Here is a 19,710-nt window from a genome sequence, read left to right as displayed (position 1 = left end):
ATATGATAAGAAAAATTTTTCGTTGGATTTGGAAAATGATGCTTTGGTTTTTTGGACTTTCCATTTTATCAGTCATTATATTTAAATGGGTTCCAATTCCGTTTACACCATTGATGATTACCAGGATTATTGAATTTAAGTTGGATGGAAATGACGCTATTTATAGTCACAAATGGGTTCCGTTAGAAGAGATTTCTCCCAATCTTCAAAAAGCAGTAATAGCCAGCGAAGACGGAAATTTTTTAAAGCATAGTGGTTTCGATTTTAAAGCGATGCAGAAGGCTTTTAAAAATAATAGTAAAGGAAGAAGGCTAAAAGGTGGAAGTACTATATCACAACAAACCGCCAAAAATGTTTTTCTATGGCAAGGCCGAAGTTATGTTCGCAAAGGATTGGAAGCTTATTTTACGGTTCTCATCGAATTAATTTGGGGAAAAGAACGTATCATGGAAGTCTACCTTAATAGTATAGAAATGGGTAATGGCGTTTATGGTGCCCAAGAAGCAGCAAAACATTGGTATAGAAAACCAGCAATAAATTTGACATCGAGGGAAGCAGCCGGAATTGCGGCAATTTTACCCAATCCCAGAAAATACAAAGCAACAAATTCTTCTTCCTATATAGATAGGCGAAAAGATAAAATCATGAGAGTCATGCGACATATTGGAAAGATTGACTATTAAAAAAAGCGTCCCGATTAATCGGGACGCTTTTTATTTTATATCGAAATACTTTTAGTAAAACAAAGGTTTGTATTGTTGCCAATTTTTGAAAATTAAAACGGTATTGAAAACAACAACCAAAACAGCAATAGATATTCCGGGTATATCCAAAAACAAATGGAACAACAAAATGTTAATCGATATCGGGGCTAACAATATTAATGAAAAAGCCACCCATTTTTTTAACAAAAGCATTGCTCCGATAATAACTTCTAAAAAACCTACAACCGGAAAAATATAACCAGTTGCGCCAAGTGAATTTATGAATTGTCCAGCGGCTGTATGAGTGTCCGGTTGATCCATAGGAAGGAAAGGGAATATCATATTCGCGCCAAAAAGCACAAGTGCCAAACCTAAAGTAATTCTAACGATTTTAGTAAACATTGAATTCATAAAGACGGTATTTAGATTAGTTATAATGTAAAAATAACATTAAAAATTTAAACATTTTGTACACTAAAAATCAAATTATTAACACATTGTTGTTATTTAGTTAAAATCTTAAATCATAAAATTAATTCCAAGGACGATGTTTCTGCCAATATTTGGAATCCCGTCTGTCTTTAATCGGGATAAATGCGAAACATAAGTCTTGTCAAATAAATTATTAGCATTTAAATTGAAGTTGAAGGTAGTTTTACGGAAAGTAATCTTTCCGCCTAAACCTAAATTTAACAGAGTATAATCGTTGGTTCTGGTTTCAAATTCACTGTTATTGTTTTGTGCAAAAGTGCTTTCAATGTTTAGCGTTGCAAAACCTTCTTTCCACCAATTTTTCACTTCAAATTCTCCTTTAAAAGTATTGTTCCACTTGTTGGCCGGAATCAAAGGCAAATTGCTTCCGTTATCTTTTTTGCCAATAACTGTTTCAAAACTACTTGTATAATGTAACCAATCTACAGGATGTGGATGGAAGTGAATCCCAGTTTCACCACCATATAATTTGGCATTAGCCTGAACATAATCGTAAACATTGTTCCCGTCAATCACGTTTCCATTCGGAGAAATAAAAATGTAATTATTAATATGATTGTAAAAACCATTGGCAAACAATTCAAAATGCGAACTTTTATATTCCAGATTCAAATCGGTTTGCAGATTTTGCTCATTGTCAAGTGCGGAATTCCCAATTTCATAGCGGTTGCTGCCTTCGTGTACACCATTTGAAGTAAGCTCAGCTAAATTCGGAGCACGAAATCCCGAAGCAATATTTAAACGCAATGTAAAATCATCAGCCAAATGCATTTTGTAACCCAACGACGCATTGAAGCTATCAAAACTTTTATCAACGGCTTCAAAGTAACCTTCATTTCCTGGAATTCCGTGGGCTTCGCTGCTTACTTGTCTATTGTCGAAACGAAGTCCGGCTTGAAGAACATTCTTTCCAAATTCATAGTTAACCGTTCCGAAAACTCCAAAATCATTGGTTGCAGCATCCGGAATTAATAATTCTTCTCCTGAATTAGTATTAGTTTGATGCATTCCCTGAACGCCAACGATGGTTTCTAGTTTTCCAAATTTTGGCAAATAATACTTCAAATCATAATTGAATGTTCTCAATTTCATATGCAATGAAGCTGCATTACTGTCTTCAAACTCGCTTCGATCATTAAAGATATAACCCAAATCAGCATCCAGTTTTGAGTTCTTGAAATAGAAATTATTGTGCAGACTCAAAATGTGATTGTCAACCGCTTGTTTAGGATAAATAGTAGAATGACTAGTAGATTGTTTACCTATTCCGTTTTCCGGAATTCCCAAATCGAGCTTGTTAAAATTGTAACGAAACACACTTGAAAACTTCGAATTGCTGTAACCAATTCCGGTTTTTAAATCGGTTTCATTAAATCGTGTATTTGTCACTCGATCACCATCCGGAATTTGATAATCGGCATGCGTATTGAAACTTCCGCGCACTAAAAACTTCCAGTTTTCAGTCGAACTTTTTAAGCCCAAAGAAGTATTGCTTCCCAAAGTATTCGAAAATACACGCTGACTAAAATCGGCTTTGAATTCTTTTGGATTTGCAAATTTTTCAGGATTGAAATACAAAACGCCACCCAAAGCATCAGAACCATAAAGCAACGAAGCCGGACCTTTGATGACTTCAACGCTTTCAACACCGGCGTCGTTTAAACCCAAACCGTGCTCTTCACCAAATTGTTGATTTTCCAATCGAACGCCTTGGGAATACACCAAAACACGATTGCCACTTAATCCTCGAATTACTGGTTTTCCAATAGAAGTTCCTGTAGAAACCTGAGAAACTCCGGGAATTTTAGCCAAACCTTCAACGAGTGTTGCGGCTCCTTTTTGCTGCAATGATTTTACACTTTCGTGTTCCACTTTCATAACGTTTTGCGATTGTAATTTGTTGAAAGCAGTTGAAACAATCACTTCATCCATATGGATTATATTGTCTTCCAGCGTCATGTTTTGGACAACTTCTTTTTCGGAAATAGTTACAGAAATTAGTTTTGTAGCGTAACCAACAAATGAAAAAGAAAGTTTAAAAGTACCATTTGGTAAATTGCTTAAAACATAGTTCCCATCAACATCGGTGATGGTTTCCTTATGTATTTCCGGAATGGAAACGATAACGTTGGGTAATGCTTTATTGTCTTTGTCGGAAACAGTTCCAACGATTTTGTTTTGCGCAGTTGCGACTAACGAAAAGCCCATCAATAGGGCAATATAGATTGATTTCATGATTAATTTTATTGATAAATAAATTGACCGATATTATTTCGGTCTGATAATTCAGTTATGCAATAAAACTAGGTGGTGCCCGAAGTGCGAAAAGACTTCCTCGGAAAAATTGGGTTATTTCTTTGGAATAATAAGTGGAATATTTGGTAACAACCTCAACTTTTTGGGAAGTAAAAGTTAGTTTAGAAGGTGAAATAAAACTGCTAAAAGTAAATTCACAGGTAAAACAATGATCAAATCCTTCGTGCGCGTGAGTGATTTCGGTTTTGTGATGATGGTAGTTGTGGTAACAGTGTTTTTCTGAAAATTGTTTTTCCAAATGGCCTATAGCATCAAAAGACTGAAGCAGTATTGCCAACAATACAACCAATCCCATGATTGAGTTTACTATGAGAAACCTTTTTTTCATCAGGTACAAATGTAAGTAGGGCAAAAGAAAAACCGTCTGATTTTAACAAATTTTATGATTTGTAAAATCAAACGGTTATCTATATTCTGTCATTCCCGAGAAGGTGGGAACTACACTAATTTATTCGCCACTAAATATTCAGCAATCTGAATCGTATTTGTAGCAGCGCCTTTTCTCAAGTTATCAGAAACAATCCAAATGTTCAGAGAATTTGGCTGACTCTCATCACGACGAATTCTGCCTACAAAAACATCATCTTTTCCTTGTGCATACAAAGGCATCGGATACGTGTAAGTATCATTGTTATCCTGAACAGTAACACCATCAGTTTTGCTAAGGATACTGCGAATTTCATTCACGTCAAAATCATTTGAAAACTCAACATTCACGGCCTCACTATGACCGCCAACTACCGGAATTCTAATTGCAGTTGCAGTAACTGCAATTGATTTATCACCAATAATTTTTTGAGTTTCACGAACCAATTTCATTTCTTCTTTGGTGTAACCGTTATCTTCAAAACTATCGCATTGTGGAATAGCATTTCTGTGAATTTGGTATTTATAAGCCATTTCACCTTGAACGCCTGCGTACTCATTTTCTAATTGACGTACAGCTTTTACTCCGGTTCCAGTAATGGATTGGTAAGTAGAAACAATCACACGTTTGATGTTGTATTTTTTATGTAATGGCGCTAAAACCATCACCATTTGAATGGTTGAACAGTTTGGATTAGCGATGATTTTATCCTCCTTAGTCAATTCAGCTGCGTTGATTTCAGGAACTACCAATTTTTTTGTTGGATCCATTCTCCATGCTGAAGAGTTATCGATAACGGTTGTTCCGGCTTCTGCGAATTTTGGAGCCCATGCCAAAGATGTTTCTCCACCAGCCGAAAATAAAGCGATATCAGCTTTCATATCAACAGCGGTTTGAAGACCAACTACTTTATATTTTTTTCCTTTGAATTCAATTTCCTTTCCAACCGATTTCTCAGAGGCAACAGGAATTAATTCCGTTATCGGAAAATTTCTTTCAGCTAAAACTTTAAGCATTACTTCACCAACCATTCCGGTTGCGCCTACAACAGCAACTTTCATATTTCTATTTTTATCGATTTATAATTTTTGAAGTACAAAAGTATGTAGAAAAATACTTTTACTTTTACTTTTTAGTATAAAAATTACTGAATTCAGAAAGTTGAATTAAAAAGAAAAACCGCCTCAATTAAGAAGCGGTTTGATTAGAATATATAATGTAGCGGTATTATTTTTTCAACAAATCTCTAATTTGTGTAAGCAATTCTTCTTGTGTTGGTCCGGCCGGAGCAGCAGGCGCAGCTTCTTCTTTCTTTTTAGCTTTTTCAGCGGCTCTTAATACAATGAAAATAAACAAAGCGATAATCACAAAATTAATCACAGCCTGAACGAAATTTCCATAAGTCATTACCGAAGCACCGGCTTTTTTGGCAGTTTCTAAGTTTTCATAAGTCTGACCATTTAAGGAAATAAATTTCGATGTAAAATCAATTCCACCCGTAATTAAACCTACTAATGGCATAATAAGATCATCAACGGCAGATCCTACAATTTTTCCAAAAGCTCCACCGATTACTACCGCTGTAGCTAAACTTAACACGTCGCCTTTCATTAAAGAGGCTTTGAAATCGCTAAAAAATCCCATAATTATTTTGATTTATTGGTTAATAGAAAACTAAGTTAGCTAAATTTTTAACAGCTTTAAATTATTCTCTAAAAAAAACTCTCTTGACACGTTGTGAGATGCTGGTCAAAATTTCATACGGAATCGTGTTTAATTGCTTCGCCATAAAATTCACAGTTGGGTTTTCACCAAAAATAATTACGGTATTTCCTTCCTTGCAATCAATGTCAGTCACATCAACCATCAGCATGTCCATACAAACGCTGCCTACAATTTTGGCTTGTTTATGATTAATCACGACATAACCAACACCATTTCCCCAACTTCTTCTAATGCCATCGGCGTAACCAATTGGAATCGTGGCAATTTTGGTTTCCTTTTCGGCGATAAATCTTCGGCCGTAACCAACGCTTTCGTTTGCATCGATGGTTCTGATTTGGGAAATTACCGATTTTAAAGTACCCACATTTTCAAGTTCTTTTTGTTCTTCCGCATCATTGGAAATTCCGTATAATCCAATTCCTAAACGAACCATATCGTATTGTGCTTCGGGATAATTGGTAATCCCGGAAGTGTTCAAAATATGTCGAATAGGTTTTATGTTTAATTCCGTTTGCAGTTGTGAAGACAATTTTTCAAATAAGGCAATTTGCGATTTCGAAAACGCATCGTGTTTCAAATCGTCACTTGTTGCCATGTGTGATAAGATACTTTTGATTTGTACCGTTTCGTTTCCTTTTAGAATGGCAATTAAATCTTGTAGATTTTCTTCTTCAAAACCCAGGCGGTGCATTCCGGTATCGATTTTAATATGAATTGGAAAATGCTTTAATTTTTTTTGTTCGGCAATTTTCAAAAAAGCTTTCAATCCTTTTACAGAATAAATTTCCGGTTCTAAATGATGCTGAATAATCGCAGAAAAACTTGTCGTTTCCGGATTTAAAACCATAATCGGAACCGTGATTCCGGCATTTTTCAACGAAATTCCTTCATCGGCGAAAGCCACACCAAGATAATCTACTTTGTGATGTTCGAGTAATTGTGCAATTTCAAAACCGCCATTTCCATAGCCAAAAGCTTTGACCATTACCATCATTTTGGTTTTTGGTTTTAACTTCGATTTGTAGAAACTCAGATTATGACCAATCGCATTGAGGTTAATTTCCAAAACAGTTTCATGTGTCTTTTCTTCAAGCAACGACACAATTTTCTCAAAATTAAAATCACGTGCGCCTTTGATTAATATGGTTTCGTTTTCAAAATTCAGATTCTCAAATGCATTCGTAAATTCGGCTACATTTTGAAACGTATCACAATTGATGAATTTATTTTTAAACTGCGAAATGGTTTCACCAATGCCAATCACACGCGTAATTTTATTCGAAATAATCAACTGCGAAACCTGAGAATATAAGGCCTCATTGCTCAAGCCGCTCTGAAAAATATCCGAAAGAATAATCGTTTTCTTTTTGTGTTGTTTTTGATTTTCCAAAAAGTCCAAAGCAATTTTCAGCGATTGAAAATCGGAGCTGTAACTGTCGTCGATAAGTGTACAATTGTAAATTCCGTTCTTCACTTTTAAGCGCATTTCCACCGGATACAAATGCGCCATTCTCGTTTGAATAACGTTGTGATTGTATCCAAAATACAGCATCACCATCATGCAATGAATGGCATTTTCCACCGAAGCCTGATCCTGAAAGGGAATCGTAATCGGGAAAGTGTCTTCTCTATAAGTAACTTGTAATTCGGTTAGTTCACCTATGTTTTTTTTGGTAATAAAAACATCAGCGCTTTTATCGTCAGAACACCAACTAAAGATCTTTATTTTCGGATTAACAAAAGCGCAGATGGTTTTGTTTTTATTCAAAATCAACACATTTACCGAAACAAAAAGTTTTAGTTTTTCTTTGATTTTTTCAGCAACACTCGAAAATCCTTCATCATGAGCCGAACCAATGTTGGATAAAATTCCAATTGTTGGCTGAATGATTTTCTGCAGCTTTTCCATTTCAAGAGTCATGGAAATTCCGGCTTCAAATATGCCCAAATTGTGTTTTTCGTTGATGCCTAAAATCGAAAGCGGCACACCAACTTGTGAGTTGTAACTTTTTGGACTTCGGATAATATTGTAATCCGGGCTTAAAAGAAAATTCAGCCATTCTTTGATGATGGTTTTGCCATTGCTTCCGGTAATTCCGATAACAGGAAAGTCAAATTGACTGCGATAAAAGGCGGCGAATTTCTGAAGTGCATCAAGCGTATTTTCAACAACTAAAAAATTAGCTTTACCAGTAACAGTTGAAGGAATTTTAGTTACCACAAAGTGTTGTACACCTTTCTGAATAAGTTCTTCTATATAAGAATGCCCATCGTGATTTGGTCCTGAAATAGCAAAAAACAAGGTGTTTTCATCGTTTTGCAGCGAGCGACTATCAATAGAAATATATTCAATAATAGCGGTATTATTTTGTCCAACCCATTGGGCTTTGATGATTGGGACAATATTTCGAATGGTTAGTATCAAGAGTAGGGTTTATTTTTGCTTCGCCAATTCGCTGGCGCTCGGGTCGTCTGATAAATGTTCGGGATCTTTTACAATCATATTCTGACGAATGGCATTAAAGTAGGCTGCCCGGCTTAACGGTTCATATTCTTCGGTTTCACCAAGCATAACCAATTTGTCATTGTCATTTTTTCTAAAACTATAATGTGCTAAGTTTCCGGTGCGGGTACAAACCGCATGAACTTTGGTCACATATTCGGCAGTTGCCATTAAGGCAGGCATTGGTCCGAAAGGATTTCCCTTAAAATCCATATCTAATCCTGCTACAATTACCCGAATGCCGGAGTTTGCCAAGTCATTGCAAACCGCCACAATTTCATCATCAAAAAACTGCGCTTCATCTATACCAACCACATCGCAACCTTGCGCTAATATTCTAATATTGGCTGCAGCCGGAACAGGTGATGAGCGGATTTCGTTTTTGTTGTGCGAAACTACCATTTCCTCATCATATCGCGTATCGATGGAAGGTTTGAAAATTTCCACTTTTTGTTTGGCAAATTGTGCTCTTTTCAATCTTCGGATGAGCTCTTCAGTTTTACCCGAAAACATCGAACCGCAGATGACTTCAATCCAACCAAATTGTTCTTTATGATTTACTGTATTTTCGAGAAACATTTTGTATTTTTCTTGTGCTAAAAATGAATAGTTTTTATTACTTTGTCACGGAAACAAACCGACTTAAAATTTTCTTAGTTTTACGTCGATTCAAATGTAAAAAATTTTAACCAAGGTTACTTCTTCCATAGGCAAAATAAATGCTTCGGAAGAAATTTATTAAAAAAGACGACCATATTCCATAATATTTCAAAAGGTATGAAAAAAAGATTAGAAGCCGAATTAATCAGCATTGCACACCGAATTTTAAAGCTAAAAAACAAGTCGGAAGTCGACCAATTGTATAAAGAAACACAAAAATTATACGAAACACTGTCTGTTTTAAAGTTCTATCAGGACAATTTTGAATCGGTAAAATCAGATGTGTCAGAAGATGTTTTAGAAGAGAAGCTTGGGCAATCACTTGAAGTGGAAGCTTTACCGGAACCGATAGCGGAAGTTAAAGAAGGCTCGAGCGATAGCGAACAGGCGAAGCAAATTGTGGAAGCAGTTCCTGAGACTGAAGAGCAAATTGAAGAAGCGCTTGCCGAAGAATCAATGGTTTCTGAAGAAGTTGAGCAAACTGTGGAAGCAATATTGGAAGAAGAACCAACTTTGGAGGAAGAAGAAGTTGTTGAAGCTAAACCTTCCTTTGAACCTATTTTTGAATTAGAAGCGGAAGAGGATGATACTCCGGCTGAAGTTGCTTTCGAGTCGCAACCGGAAGAAAAATTAGAAGATCATATTGGAAAATACGCTGATCCGATCTTTGAGAAGATAAATGAAGTTTCCTTATTTCCTTCGGAGGCAAAAGAAGAAGCAAAACCCGAACCAATAGCTGAAACTCCAAAAGCTCCAACGTCATATGATGGAGTATCAAAATCAATCGCCATTGGATTGAATGACCGTATAGGTTTTGTGCAGCATCTTTTTAACGACAGCAACGAAGATTTTAATCGTGTGATTTCCCAATTGAACACTTTTGACACCTTTGAAGAAGCCAAGAATTTCATCAACGAAATGGTGATTCCTGATTATAATTATTGGGTTGGCGAAGAAGATTATATCGAACGATTTATGGAAATCGTTGAGAAAAAATTCTCTTAAAATTATATAACACAGATTTCACAAATTTTCACGAATTAAATCTGTGCTAATCTGTGAAATCTGTGTTTATTTTATTTCTATGTCAAAATTATACATTGTTCCAACGCCAATTGGCAACCTTGAAGACATGACTTTCAGAGCCATTCGCGTTTTGAAAGAAGTCGATTTGATTTTGGCCGAAGACACGCGAACCAGCGGTAAACTCCTAAAACATTTTGAGATTTCTACGCACATGCACAGCCATCACATGCACAACGAGCACAAAACAGTTGAGAATTTGATTAAGCGGTTGCAGGCTGGCGAAAACATTGCGTTGATTTCTGATGCAGGAACTCCAGCGATTTCTGATCCTGGTTTTTTGCTAACGCGTGCCTGTGTCGAAAACAATATTGAAGTCGATTGTTTGCCTGGCGCGACGGCTTTTGTTCCGGCTTTGGTGAATAGCGGTTTGCCCAATGACCGATTTGTTTTCGAAGGTTTTTTGCCCGAAAAGAAAGGAAGACAAACCCGATATTTGGCATTAGCTGAAGAATACAGAACGATGATTTTCTATGTTTCGCCACATAAATTAGTAAAAACCTTGGCGGAATTTGTGCAGTATTTTGGAGCCGACAGACCGGTTTCTGTTTCGCGCGAATTATCTAAACTACACGAAGAAACCATTCGCGGAACTGCGGCAGAAGTGCTAAAACATTTTGAGGCAAAACCGCCAAAAGGAGAAATTGTAGCTGTGGTTGGCGGGAAAGTTTTAGAAGTAAGAAGCAAGAAACAAGAAGCAAGAGATTCCGAAGAATAAAATCTTTTTTCTTTCAGCGAAGCGGTCTTACATCTTTCAGCGAAGCAATCTTTCTTCTTAAGACACTTCCAAATCCACAAACGAGAACGAATTCCCGCTAAATAAACCTTTGTCAGACAATTTCAAATCGGGAATTACCAATAACGCCATGAATGATAAAGTCATAAACGGGGCTTTCAAATTGCTTCCCAATTGTTTTGACATAGCATCGATTTCCTGATACAATTTACCGGTTTCCCAACCATCTTTGTCGCTCATGATTCCGGCTACAGGAAGTGCTAACGATTTGGTTTCAGCACCATTCACAGCACAAACGCCGCCATTATTTTCAATCAGTATATTGACTGCTTTGCAGATTTCTTCATCCGAAGTTCCAACAACAACAATATTATGACAGTCGTGCGCCACCGAACTGGCAATCGCACCTTTTTTCAAGCCAAAGTTTTTGATGAAAGCAATCGCTGGTGGAGCATTTTCGTAGCGGTTGACAACCACCATTTTCAGAATGTCATTTTCTATATCAGAAACGATTTTTCCGTTTTCTATTTTGGGTTTGTGGTGAATTTCATTGGTAATTAATTGTCCTTCTAAAGCTTCGATAACTCTAATTTTTGAAGCTGAACTGCTGATATCAAACTCAATAACCTGCTTTTTAGAAGTATTGAAATTATTAGGTTTTTCAAAGTCGACGTGTTTTACAAATGATTTCCCGTTTTCGGCAACGAGTTCGCCATCGATATAGGTTTGCAACACTTTGAAATTGGTTAAATCTTCAACTACAATAAAATCAGCGGCATCGTTTTTTTGCAATAAACCAATGTTCATTTTGTAATGTTTCACTGGATTGACGCAAGCCATTTGCAATATTTTGAAAACGTCAAAACCTTTGGCAACTGCTCTTGCGCAAAGCAAATTAATGTGCCCAACAATTAAATCATCCGGATGTTTATCGTCAGAACAAAACATCATGTTTTCGAAATTGTCCGGCAATAAATCAATCAAAGCTTCAAAGTTTTTCGCCGCGCTTCCTTCACGGATAAGGACTTTCATTCCAAGCGATAATTTTTCTGCCGCTTCATCATAAGTAAAACACTCATGATCGGTAGAAATTCCGGCAGCAATATATTTTTCAATAGGCGCTCCTCGTAATCCCGGAGCGTGTCCATCAACCGGTTTGTTGAAATGTTTCGCCCAGGCAATTTTTTTCAAAACTTCTTCATCATCAAACAAAACGCCCGGATAATTCATCATTTCGGATAAATAATAAATATCGGGCGACCCCATCAATTCCTTGATTTGTTCCGAATCAATCACGGCTCCGGCCGTTTCAAAAAAGGTAGCAGGAACACAGGAAGGCGCGCCAAAATGAAACTTCAACGGCACTTTTTTACCATTTTCAATCATATAATGAACACCATCTTTTCCAAGCACATTTGCAATTTCATGCGGGTCTGAAATGGTTCCAACCGTTCCGTGTAAAACCGCAAGCTTCGCAAATTCAGAAGGCACCAACATCGAGCTTTCAATATGAATGTGCGCATCAACAAAACCGGGAAGAATATAGGTTTTGACGTTGTGTGCTGCTTCCGTTATTGATGTGATTTTACCTTTTTCCACAGTAATTTCACCCGAATATATTTTGCGATTTGGAATGTCGACAATCTGACCTTGAATTTGCATTTTGAATTTCTTTTATAGTTCAAAAGTAGCAAATATTATTTTGGTTGTTATTTATAAAATATACAGAAAAACTATATCATTTGTTATAGCCTTTCACGTATTTTTGTTTGCAATCATTCGTAATTCAACATGCGCTGGACACTCAAACCTAAACCATCTTCTGAAAAAGTAAAAGCTTTAGCTTCTCAATTAAAAATTGAGGAACTTGTCGCTACGCTTTTGGTGCAGCGTGGTATTGAAACGTTTGAACAGGCACGCCAATTTTTCCGTCCTAGTTTAGATGATTTGCATAATCCGTATCTGATGAAAGATATGGATAAAGCGGTTTCCCGAATTGAATCAGCGATTGCCAAGGGTGAAAATATTTTGGTTTTTGGCGATTATGATGTCGATGGAACAACGGCAGTTTCGCTGGTTTCGTCTTATCTGAAAAGTTATTATCCAAATGTCGCGACTTACATTCCGGATCGTTATGATGAAGGCTACGGAATTTCGTATAAAGGAATTGATTTTGCAGACGACAACGGAGTTTCTCTGATTATTGCATTGGATTGTGGCATAAAATCGATTGAACATATCGCTTACGCGAATGAAAGAAACATCGATTTTATCATTTGTGATCACCATCGTCCGGGCGATACTTTGCCAAATGCTGTTGCGGTTCTCGACCCAAAAAGAGAAGATTGTTCGTATCCGTATGATGAATTGTGTGGTTGTGGCGTTGGCTTCAAACTGATTCAGGCTTTGGGCAAAAACAGAAATCAAACGATTGACGATTTACTGATTTATCTCGATTTGGTGGCGACCGCAATTGCTGCCGATATTGTTCCGATGACAGGCGAGAATCGAGTTTTAGCCAAATTTGGATTGGAAGTTATCAATACCAATCCGCGTCCGGGAATTAAAGCTTTAATCCAAAACGTAAAGAAAAAAGTGTTGACAATTACGGATGTCGTTTTTATTATCGCGCCAAGAATTAACGCTGCCGGAAGAATAAAACATGGAAACGCTGCAGTTTCTTTATTGACGGAATATGATTTAGACCAAGCAGGACAATTTGCTGCAGAAATTGAGCAGCACAATACTGACCGAAAAGATTTAGACAAACAAATCACGATTGAAGCCTTAGACCAGATTGAAATAAATGAGGAAACAGATAGGTTTACTACTGTTGTTTATGATGAAAACTGGCACAAAGGCGTAATCGGAATTGTAGCCTCACGCTTGATAGAAACCTATTATCGCCCGACAATTGTCTTTACCAAAAGTGGTGACAAACTAGCAGCTTCGGCTCGTTCTGTAAAAGATTTTGATATTTATAATGCATTAGAAGCGAGTTCCAAACATCTCGAACAATTTGGTGGTCACATGTATGCAGCCGGAATGACATTAAAAGAGGAGAATTATCAGAATTTTAAAAATGCGTTTGAAAAAGTGGTTTCAGAAACCATTCACCCCGATTTGTTAACTCCGGAAATTGCTATTGATGCTGAAATTAATCTAACCGATATTGATGATAGATTGGTGCGATTATTAAACCAGTTTGAACCTTTTGGGCCACAGAATATGACGCCTACTTTTATGACCAAAAACATAATAGACACGGGTTATGCCAAAACATTAGGACAAAACAGAGAACATTTAAAACTATTCGTAAAGCAATCTAATTCTAATGGTATTGGAGCCATAGGTTTTGGCTTAGGTGATAAATTAGAAATAACTAAAAACCATCAGCCAATTGCAATTTGTTATTGTATTGATGAGAATGAATTTAATGGAACTGTATCTTTGCAATTGAGACTGAAAGATATTAAGCCTGATTAAATGACGAAAAACGACCCTTACGAAGCACTTCGGTATAAAGAATTTAATTTCTTTTTGTTATTGCGATTTGCCATGGTTTTTGCCTGGGCGATGCAATTTGTAATTATAGAATGGGAAGTTTATCGGTTGACCAAAGACCCATTATCACTCGGAATTATTGGTTTAATGGAAATTATTCCGGCGATTGGAATGGCACTTTTTGCGGGTCATATCGTTGATCAAAGTGAGAAAAAAAGATTGCTTTTTAAATGCATACTTGGTTTTTCAATTGTTAGTCTCGGGCTTTTTTTAATTACGGTTCCGAGTATCAATAAGAATTTAGAACTCCATAGTATTCTATATATTATTTACGCTTTAGTCTTTGCAGGCGGCTTGGTGCGTGCGTTTATTTCGCCAACTATCTTTTCATTGTTATCCTTAATTGTACCTAAAAAAGCGTATGCAAATGCTTCTACCTGGAGCAGTTCCGTATGGCAAATGGGAGCCATGCTTGGTCCGGGTTTAGCCGGTTTTTCGATTAGTTTAATCGGAGTGCATTGGTCGATGTGTGTGGTATTTGCCTTCTCCGTTTTTTCCTTACTTTTTTTAACCAAAATCGAAAGTAAACCAATTTTAAATCCAAAAATTGGCGAACCAATTATGCAAAGCTTAAAAGAAGGAGTCAAGTTTGTCTTTCAAAACAAGACTATTTTAGGCGCCATTTCGCTTGATATGATTGCGGTGTTATTTGGTGGAGCTATGGCATTACTGCCGATTTTTGCACAGGATATTCTCAAAGTTGGTTCTGAAGGATTTGGAGTTTTGCGTGCTGCACCAGCGGTAGGTTCTTTCATTACGATGGTGTTGTCGGCTTATATTCCGTTGAATAAAAAAGCGGGAATCAAATTACTGTCGGCTATTTTTCTTTTCGGAGTTTGTATTATCGTTTTTGGATTGTCAAAATGGTTTTGGGTCTCGGTGATAGCGATGTTCTTTAGCGGCATTTTTGATGGCGTTTCAGTCGTTATCCGGAACACGATTCTGCAATTGCATACACCGGATAATATGCGTGGTCGTGTTGCTTCCGTAAATTCAATTTTTGTGGGTTCTTCAAATGAATTGGGTGCTTTTGAAAGTGGGCTTACCGCCAAAATCATGGGCACAGTTCCCGCCGTAGTTTTTGGTGGAACAATGACATTGATTACGGTTACTTTTACCGGATTTATTTCGCCTTCGTTTAGGAATTTGGATTTAGCAAAAGATGTGGAAGCTTTGAAGAATAGTCACTAAAATTCTAATATTCCTTCAACTCAAATTTCTCGCCATCAAAAACACCATAAGTAAAGTAACCAATCCAATCACCAAGGTTGACGTATTGAGCATTTTCGCCAACAGTAATCACCATCGGCAAATGACGGTGTCCAAAAACAAGGTAGTTATAATGTTTGGTTTCGAGTTTGCGTTTGGAATATTGAACCAGCCATTCTTTTTCTTCGCCTAGGAATTTCACATCGGCATCGCCCGAAATGAGTTTGTTTTTTACCGAAAGATATTGTGCTAGTTTCATGCCCAAATCAGGATGCAACCAACGATACAGCCATTTTGAAAACGGGCTGGTAAACACTTTTTTCATGCGCTTGTAACCTTTGTCTCCCGGGCCTTTTCCGTCACCATGTCCAATTAAAAAGGTTTTTCCGTTGAATTCATATTCCTGATTATCGTGATAAACCGGAATGTTCAACTCTTTCTGAAAATAATCGTTCATCCATAAATCGTGGTTGCCCACAAAGAAATAAATCGGAATTCCACTGTCGCGAATTTCGGCCAATTTGCCCAGAACTCTTACGAAACCTTTAGGAACAACAGTTTTATATTCAAACCAAAAATCAAATAAATCGCCTAGCAGAAAAATGCATTCAGCATCTTTTTTTACTTCGTCAAGCCAAGCGACAAATTTTTGTTCACGCGGAAAACTCAACTCAGGCGTTGGTGCACCAAAGTGTTGGTCAGAAGCAAAATATATTTTTTTGTTTGGAGAAATAGTCATCAATAGTTGAGGTTATTCGTTATCTGAGGCAAACCATTCGGCAAAAGACGTTTCCGTTTCCTGCAATTTCAGCGAATGTAATTTGATGTCATTCGGCAAACGACTTTTTATTTTTTGAGCAAAATCGGTTACCATATTTTCACTCGTAGGCTGGTAATCCACCAAAATCACATGATGTCCACGGCTTTTTAATTCGGCAGCCAATTCAACATGTGGTGTGTTTTTATTAAAAACAGTAGCATGGTCAAAAGCATCAACAACCTCTTCTTTGACAATTGTTTTCAAATCCGAAAAGTCAATCACCATACCAAATTTTACATTGGAGGTATCCGAAATAGGTTGCCCAATAACCGTCACCGAAAGTTTATAACTGTGCCCGTGTACATTTTTGCATTTGCCATCATAGCCATAGAGCGCGTGTCCGGTTTCGAAAGAAAATTGTTTTGTGATTCTGATGTTACTCATGCTTTTGAATTTTTTATTTCATAACAATTCGACCTAAAGGTCTCGGGTTTGCAAAGGTAATTACTTTTTAAATTGGCTCAAGGCTTCTTTGGTAAAATCAGAAAGCACTAATTTTCCTGAAATTGAAGCCCTTTCATATAATAGTTCGTCCCAATTTTCAGTGCCTTGCCAAAAAATTTTTTTTATTTCGGCTAAAGCTTCCGGATTGTAGGATGCTAATTTTCCGGCAAGTTTTAATGTGGCTTCGGTTACTTCGTTCTGACTGTCAAAAATATCTACATACAATCCTTTTTCCTTTGCCCAATCAGCCGTTTGCCATAAATTGGGTTGTAATGTCATTTCAGACATGGCAATTTTACCAATTTTTCTGGAAACTGCCGGTTCAATTACGAACGGTCCAATACCGATTGCAATTTCAGATAATTTAATACCTGCATCCTGATAGGCAAAAGCAAAATCACAGGCTGCAATAAGACCAACGCCACCACCGACAGCTTTGCCTTGTATTTTTCCGATGATGATTTTGGAACACTTTCGCATAGCGTTAATCACATTCGCAAAACCCGAAAAGAATTTTTTCCCGGTTTCAAAATCGGTTATAGAAAGTAATTCGTCAAAAGAAGCGCCAGCACAAAACGCTGTACCTTCGCTTTGTAAAACAACCACATTGACTTCTGAATTGCTCGAAATTCTATTTAATTCATCCGTAAGTTTTTGCAATAATTCACTTGGAAATGAATTGCTTGCCGGATGTTCAAAGGTTACCGTGGCAATTTTATTTTCTACAGAAACGTAAAGTGAGCCATTATCAGACATAAATAGTTTTATTTAATGTAAAGATAAGAAATAAAAAAAAGCCATCTGGTTTTTTAACCAGACGGCTTTTGTGGAGAAGATGGGACTCGAACCCACGACTTCTTGCCTGCCAGGCAAGCACTCTAACCAGCTGAGCTACATCCCCAAAATTTGTCCGACAAATATATAATTTTATAGAAACAAAAGACAAATCAAGTGAATCTTTATTTTTTGTTTGAAGTTTAATTACTTCCCATTCTTTAAATCTTCAGCAACTTTCTCTAATTCAGCATACCAATCTGCACCAAATTTTCGAATCAAAGCTTCTTTTACGAATTTATAAACCGGAACTTCAAGTTCTTTTCCCAAAGAACACGCCGGATTGCAAATGTCCCAACGGTCGTAATTGACTGCGGCAAATTCGGTAAAATCTTTTACACGAATCGGATACAAATGACAGGAAACCGGTTTTTTCCAATCAATTATTCCTTGATTATATGCTTGCTCAATGCCACAAAGTGCTGTTTTTCCATCAAAAATCACATAAGCGCAATCTTTGTTGTCAATTAGTGGTGTTTCCAAATCCTGGTCGGTTCCCACAACCCAAGTCCCTAATCTTTCAATAGCTTCAATTCCTTCTTTACGCAAAAAGGGTTTTACTTTCGGATAGATTTTTTCCAAAATTTCAGTTTCTTCTTTGGTCAAAGGTGCGCCGGCATCTCCATCGACACAGCAAGCGCCATGGCAAGCGGAAAGATTGCACACAAAATCTTTTTCAAGGATGTCTTCAGAAACTATGGTTTTGCCTAATTGGAACATGATACATTTATGATTTGCAACCGCAAAGGTAAAATCAAAAGTCATTATAAACGATTAAAAAGGTATTTTTGTAAAAAAAATTAAAGTAATGAACTTCGATTTTAGAGAAATAGCGACAGCCACAATGGTGCTTTTTGCCGTGATTGATATCGTTGGAAGTATTCCTGTGATTATTGGTTTGCGTGCAAAGTTTGGTCATATTCAATCGGGAAAAGCATCGTTGGTTTCGGCGGGAATTATGATTGCGTTTCTTTTTGTGGGTGAAGAAATTCTAAAATTGATTGGCATCGACGCAAATTCGTTTGCTGTTGCCGGTTCGTTTGTGCTGTTCTTTTTAGCTTTAGAAATGATACTCGGAATTCGGTTGTACAAAGATGATAAAGCAACTTCAGCTTCGATAGTTCCGATTGCATTTCCTTTGGTTGCTGGTGCCGGAACGATGACAACTTTACTTTCGCTTCGTGCTGAATTTCAATCTGTAAATATAATCGTCGCCATTCTTCTGAATATTATTTTGGTGTATTTGGTTTTGAAATCTTCTGGTAAAATCGAAAAAATGCTTGGCGAAAATGGATTAAGTATCATTCGAAAAGTTTTTGGCATCGTACTTTTAGCGATTGCTGTTAAATTATTTGCCGCTAATGTTAAAGGTCTATTTGCATAAAGCCAAATTTTAGTATTTTTGTCGTCTAAATGTAATTCATGAAAATTTTCACCAACATACTTCTTCTTATTGCTATTGCGCTGATAATAGTAAATGTCTTCCTCGTTGATTTCAATAAACCACTTGAAGGAAACAGCATGATTGCTTTGATTGGCATTGCGGCTTCTTTTTGCGCCGTTCTTATTCTTTTGATTTTTAGAATGTCTAAAAAAATCGAAGAAAAACTTAAAAACTAAAAATCATGTTTGATGTTTTAATAATTGGTGGTGGCGTTTCAGGAATGTCATGTGCTTTAGTTTTGGGGTCGGCTCATAAAAAAGCATTTGTACAGGATAAAAAAATTGGAATTATTACACACCAAAAAACATCATCGCTTCAGGAAGCTATATTTTTTAATGCTTATGGTGTCCCTTCCGGGAAATTAGGTTCAGAACTATTGACCGAAAGCACCGAACATTTAAAGGAATTATATCCGCATGTTACCCAAATTGAAGGCGAAAAAGTACTGAAGGTTGCAGGCAATTTTCCAAATTTTACGGTTACAACCAATAAGAATTCGTATCAAACAAAAAGCATTGTTGTTGCGATAGGTTATTCTAACACCTTTGATATTGAAGGTTTGATGAACTATGTTGAAACCCACAAAAAAGCACTAGCCGAAAAACAACGCATCCAACTAAAAAACGAAGATCACAAAGTAACCGAAGGAATTTATGTAGTGGGAACGCTTGCCGGTTGGCGCAGTCAGTTAGCGATTGCAGCCGGAAGTGGCGCAGCAGTTGCGACTGATATTCTGACTTTATGGAATAACGGAATTTCTTCGCAAAGCCATGATTCGATAAAAAAATAGTTTGTTTACTGCGCTAGTT

Annotated in this window: 20 protein-coding genes and 1 tRNA gene; 8 read left to right on the top strand and 13 right to left on the bottom strand. The window is 36.9% G+C overall.

Annotation, left to right across the window (positions count from 1 at the left end; all coding sequences use genetic code 11):
• Window positions 1–2 precede the first annotated feature (2 nt).
• Window positions 3–683, top strand: a complete 681-nt coding sequence (gene mtgA / locus GS03_RS02125) for a monofunctional biosynthetic peptidoglycan transglycosylase (protein ID WP_136150925.1) — start codon at window positions 3–5, stop codon at window positions 681–683.
• A gap of 51 nt (window positions 684–734) precedes the next feature.
• Here mtgA and GS03_RS02120 read toward each other — a convergent pair whose 3' ends face one another.
• From GS03_RS02120 to GS03_RS02090, 7 genes are all read right to left on the bottom strand, one after another.
• The gene (locus GS03_RS02120; RefSeq protein ID WP_136150924.1) at window positions 735–1,115 is read right to left on the bottom strand and encodes a DoxX protein; all 381 of its coding nucleotides are present in this window, start codon (window positions 1,113–1,115) and stop codon (window positions 735–737) included.
• 108 nt (window positions 1,116–1,223) lie between these two features.
• Entirely contained in the window at window positions 1,224–3,431 is a 2,208-nt protein-coding gene (locus GS03_RS02115) for a TonB-dependent receptor (RefSeq protein WP_136150923.1), read from the bottom strand.
• A gap of 55 nt (window positions 3,432–3,486) precedes the next feature.
• Entirely contained in the window at window positions 3,487–3,840 is a 354-nt protein-coding gene (locus GS03_RS02110) for a hypothetical protein (RefSeq protein ID WP_168710255.1), read from the bottom strand.
• A 110-nt stretch (window positions 3,841–3,950) separates the two neighbouring features.
• Complete coding sequence (locus GS03_RS02105) at window positions 3,951–4,940, bottom strand: aspartate-semialdehyde dehydrogenase (protein ID WP_136150922.1); 990 nt, start codon at window positions 4,938–4,940, stop codon at window positions 3,951–3,953.
• 166 nt (window positions 4,941–5,106) lie between these two features.
• Window positions 5,107–5,523: a large conductance mechanosensitive channel protein MscL gene (gene mscL, locus GS03_RS02100; RefSeq protein ID WP_136150921.1), complete on the bottom strand. Its 417-nt coding sequence runs from the start codon at window positions 5,521–5,523 to the stop codon at window positions 5,107–5,109.
• Window positions 5,524–5,584: 61 nt separating this feature from the next.
• Window positions 5,585–8,029 carry a bifunctional UDP-N-acetylmuramoyl-tripeptide:D-alanyl-D-alanine ligase/alanine racemase gene (locus GS03_RS02095; protein WP_136150920.1) on the bottom strand — a complete coding sequence of 815 codons (2,445 nt, stop codon included), beginning with the start codon at window positions 8,027–8,029 and terminating at the stop codon, window positions 5,585–5,587.
• 9 nt (window positions 8,030–8,038) lie between these two features.
• Window positions 8,039–8,686, bottom strand: a complete 648-nt coding sequence (locus tag GS03_RS02090; RefSeq protein ID WP_136150919.1) for a thymidine kinase — start codon at window positions 8,684–8,686, stop codon at window positions 8,039–8,041.
• Window positions 8,687–8,884: 198 nt separating this feature from the next.
• Between GS03_RS02090 and GS03_RS02085 the strand changes: the two genes are divergently transcribed.
• Both GS03_RS02085 and rsmI read left to right on the top strand, forming a co-directional pair.
• Window positions 8,885–9,772 (top strand): hypothetical protein, encoded by an 888-nt coding sequence (locus GS03_RS02085; protein ID WP_136150918.1) that lies wholly within the window; start codon window positions 8,885–8,887, stop codon window positions 9,770–9,772.
• A 79-nt stretch (window positions 9,773–9,851) separates the two neighbouring features.
• On the top strand, window positions 9,852–10,568 hold the full coding sequence (gene rsmI, locus GS03_RS02080) for a 16S rRNA (cytidine(1402)-2'-O)-methyltransferase (protein ID WP_136150917.1): 717 nt from the start codon (window positions 9,852–9,854) through the stop codon (window positions 10,566–10,568).
• Between the two features lie 57 nt (window positions 10,569–10,625).
• Here rsmI and ade read toward each other — a convergent pair whose 3' ends face one another.
• Window positions 10,626–12,248, bottom strand: coding sequence for an adenine deaminase (ade, locus tag GS03_RS02075; protein ID WP_136150916.1), 1,623 nt, complete (start codon window positions 12,246–12,248; stop codon window positions 10,626–10,628).
• Window positions 12,249–12,377: 129 nt separating this feature from the next.
• Here ade and recJ point away from each other — a divergent pair, with 129 nt between their 5' ends.
• Complete coding sequence (gene recJ, locus GS03_RS02070) at window positions 12,378–14,072, top strand: single-stranded-DNA-specific exonuclease RecJ (RefSeq protein WP_136150915.1); 1,695 nt, start codon at window positions 12,378–12,380, stop codon at window positions 14,070–14,072.
• Window positions 14,073–15,341, top strand: a complete 1,269-nt coding sequence (locus GS03_RS02065; RefSeq protein WP_136150914.1) for an MFS transporter — start codon at window positions 14,073–14,075, stop codon at window positions 15,339–15,341.
• Between the two features lie 4 nt (window positions 15,342–15,345).
• On the opposite strand, the gene GS03_RS02060 is transcribed toward GS03_RS02065, so the two are convergent.
• From GS03_RS02060 to GS03_RS02040, 5 genes are all read right to left on the bottom strand, one after another.
• Window positions 15,346–16,098: a UDP-2,3-diacylglucosamine diphosphatase gene (locus tag GS03_RS02060; protein WP_136150913.1), complete on the bottom strand. Its 753-nt coding sequence runs from the start codon at window positions 16,096–16,098 to the stop codon at window positions 15,346–15,348.
• Between the two features lie 12 nt (window positions 16,099–16,110).
• Window positions 16,111–16,563: a 6-pyruvoyl trahydropterin synthase family protein gene (locus GS03_RS02055; RefSeq protein WP_136150912.1), complete on the bottom strand. Its 453-nt coding sequence runs from the start codon at window positions 16,561–16,563 to the stop codon at window positions 16,111–16,113.
• A 60-nt stretch (window positions 16,564–16,623) separates the two neighbouring features.
• Window positions 16,624–17,379: an enoyl-CoA hydratase/isomerase family protein gene (locus tag GS03_RS02050; RefSeq protein WP_136150911.1), complete on the bottom strand. Its 756-nt coding sequence runs from the start codon at window positions 17,377–17,379 to the stop codon at window positions 16,624–16,626.
• A gap of 71 nt (window positions 17,380–17,450) precedes the next feature.
• A tRNA-Ala gene (locus GS03_RS02045) sits at window positions 17,451–17,524 on the bottom strand.
• Window positions 17,525–17,604: 80 nt separating this feature from the next.
• The gene (locus GS03_RS02040) at window positions 17,605–18,177 is read right to left on the bottom strand and encodes a DUF3109 family protein (RefSeq protein ID WP_136153042.1); all 573 of its coding nucleotides are present in this window, start codon (window positions 18,175–18,177) and stop codon (window positions 17,605–17,607) included.
• 88 nt (window positions 18,178–18,265) lie between these two features.
• Between GS03_RS02040 and GS03_RS02035 the strand changes: the two genes are divergently transcribed.
• The 3 genes from GS03_RS02035 to GS03_RS02025 are packed head-to-tail and all read left to right on the top strand — an operon-like array spanning window position 18,266 to window position 19,691.
• Complete coding sequence (locus GS03_RS02035; RefSeq protein WP_136150910.1) at window positions 18,266–18,841, top strand: MarC family protein; 576 nt, start codon at window positions 18,266–18,268, stop codon at window positions 18,839–18,841.
• Between the two features lie 38 nt (window positions 18,842–18,879).
• Window positions 18,880–19,077, top strand: coding sequence for a hypothetical protein (locus GS03_RS02030; RefSeq protein ID WP_136150909.1), 198 nt, complete (start codon window positions 18,880–18,882; stop codon window positions 19,075–19,077).
• A 5-nt stretch (window positions 19,078–19,082) separates the two neighbouring features.
• Window positions 19,083–19,691 (top strand): FAD-dependent oxidoreductase, encoded by a 609-nt coding sequence (locus tag GS03_RS02025; RefSeq protein ID WP_136150908.1) that lies wholly within the window; start codon window positions 19,083–19,085, stop codon window positions 19,689–19,691.
• Window positions 19,692–19,710 lie beyond the last annotated feature (19 nt).

The sequence above is a fragment of the Flavobacterium sangjuense genome (assembly GCF_004797125.1).
GTDB classification, from domain to species: domain Bacteria; phylum Bacteroidota; class Bacteroidia; order Flavobacteriales; family Flavobacteriaceae; genus Flavobacterium; species Flavobacterium sangjuense.
This window is presented reverse-complemented; position numbering and strand designations above follow the sequence as displayed.

Coding starts and splice junctions, on each gene's coding strand:
- GS03_RS02110 (WP_168710255.1), bottom strand. CDS start 3,840: ATGAAAAAAAGGTTTCTCATAGTAAACTCAATCATGGGATTGGTTGTA.
- GS03_RS02090 (WP_136150919.1), bottom strand. CDS start 8,686: ATGTTTCTCGAAAATACAGTAAATCATAAAGAACAATTTGGTTGGATT.
- GS03_RS02065 (WP_136150914.1), top strand. CDS start 14,073: ATGACGAAAAACGACCCTTACGAAGCACTTCGGTATAAAGAATTTAAT.
- GS03_RS02120 (WP_136150924.1), bottom strand. CDS start 1,115: ATGAATTCAATGTTTACTAAAATCGTTAGAATTACTTTAGGTTTGGCA.
- ade (WP_136150916.1), bottom strand. CDS start 12,248: ATGCAAATTCAAGGTCAGATTGTCGACATTCCAAATCGCAAAATATAT.
- GS03_RS02050 (WP_136150911.1), bottom strand. CDS start 17,379: ATGTCTGATAATGGCTCACTTTACGTTTCTGTAGAAAATAAAATTGCC.
- GS03_RS02105 (WP_136150922.1), bottom strand. CDS start 4,940: ATGAAAGTTGCTGTTGTAGGCGCAACCGGAATGGTTGGTGAAGTAATG.
- rsmI (WP_136150917.1), top strand. CDS start 9,852: ATGTCAAAATTATACATTGTTCCAACGCCAATTGGCAACCTTGAAGAC.
- GS03_RS02115 (WP_136150923.1), bottom strand. CDS start 3,431: ATGAAATCAATCTATATTGCCCTATTGATGGGCTTTTCGTTAGTCGCA.
- GS03_RS02055 (WP_136150912.1), bottom strand. CDS start 16,563: ATGAGTAACATCAGAATCACAAAACAATTTTCTTTCGAAACCGGACAC.
- mscL (WP_136150921.1), bottom strand. CDS start 5,523: ATGGGATTTTTTAGCGATTTCAAAGCCTCTTTAATGAAAGGCGACGTG.
- mtgA (WP_136150925.1), top strand. CDS start 3: ATGATAAGAAAAATTTTTCGTTGGATTTGGAAAATGATGCTTTGGTTT.
- recJ (WP_136150915.1), top strand. CDS start 12,378: ATGCGCTGGACACTCAAACCTAAACCATCTTCTGAAAAAGTAAAAGCT.
- GS03_RS02035 (WP_136150910.1), top strand. CDS start 18,266: ATGAACTTCGATTTTAGAGAAATAGCGACAGCCACAATGGTGCTTTTT.
- GS03_RS02060 (WP_136150913.1), bottom strand. CDS start 16,098: ATGACTATTTCTCCAAACAAAAAAATATATTTTGCTTCTGACCAACAC.
- GS03_RS02085 (WP_136150918.1), top strand. CDS start 8,885: ATGAAAAAAAGATTAGAAGCCGAATTAATCAGCATTGCACACCGAATT.
- GS03_RS02040 (WP_136153042.1), bottom strand. CDS start 18,177: ATGTTCCAATTAGGCAAAACCATAGTTTCTGAAGACATCCTTGAAAAA.
- GS03_RS02025 (WP_136150908.1), top strand. CDS start 19,083: ATGTTTGATGTTTTAATAATTGGTGGTGGCGTTTCAGGAATGTCATGT.
- GS03_RS02030 (WP_136150909.1), top strand. CDS start 18,880: ATGAAAATTTTCACCAACATACTTCTTCTTATTGCTATTGCGCTGATA.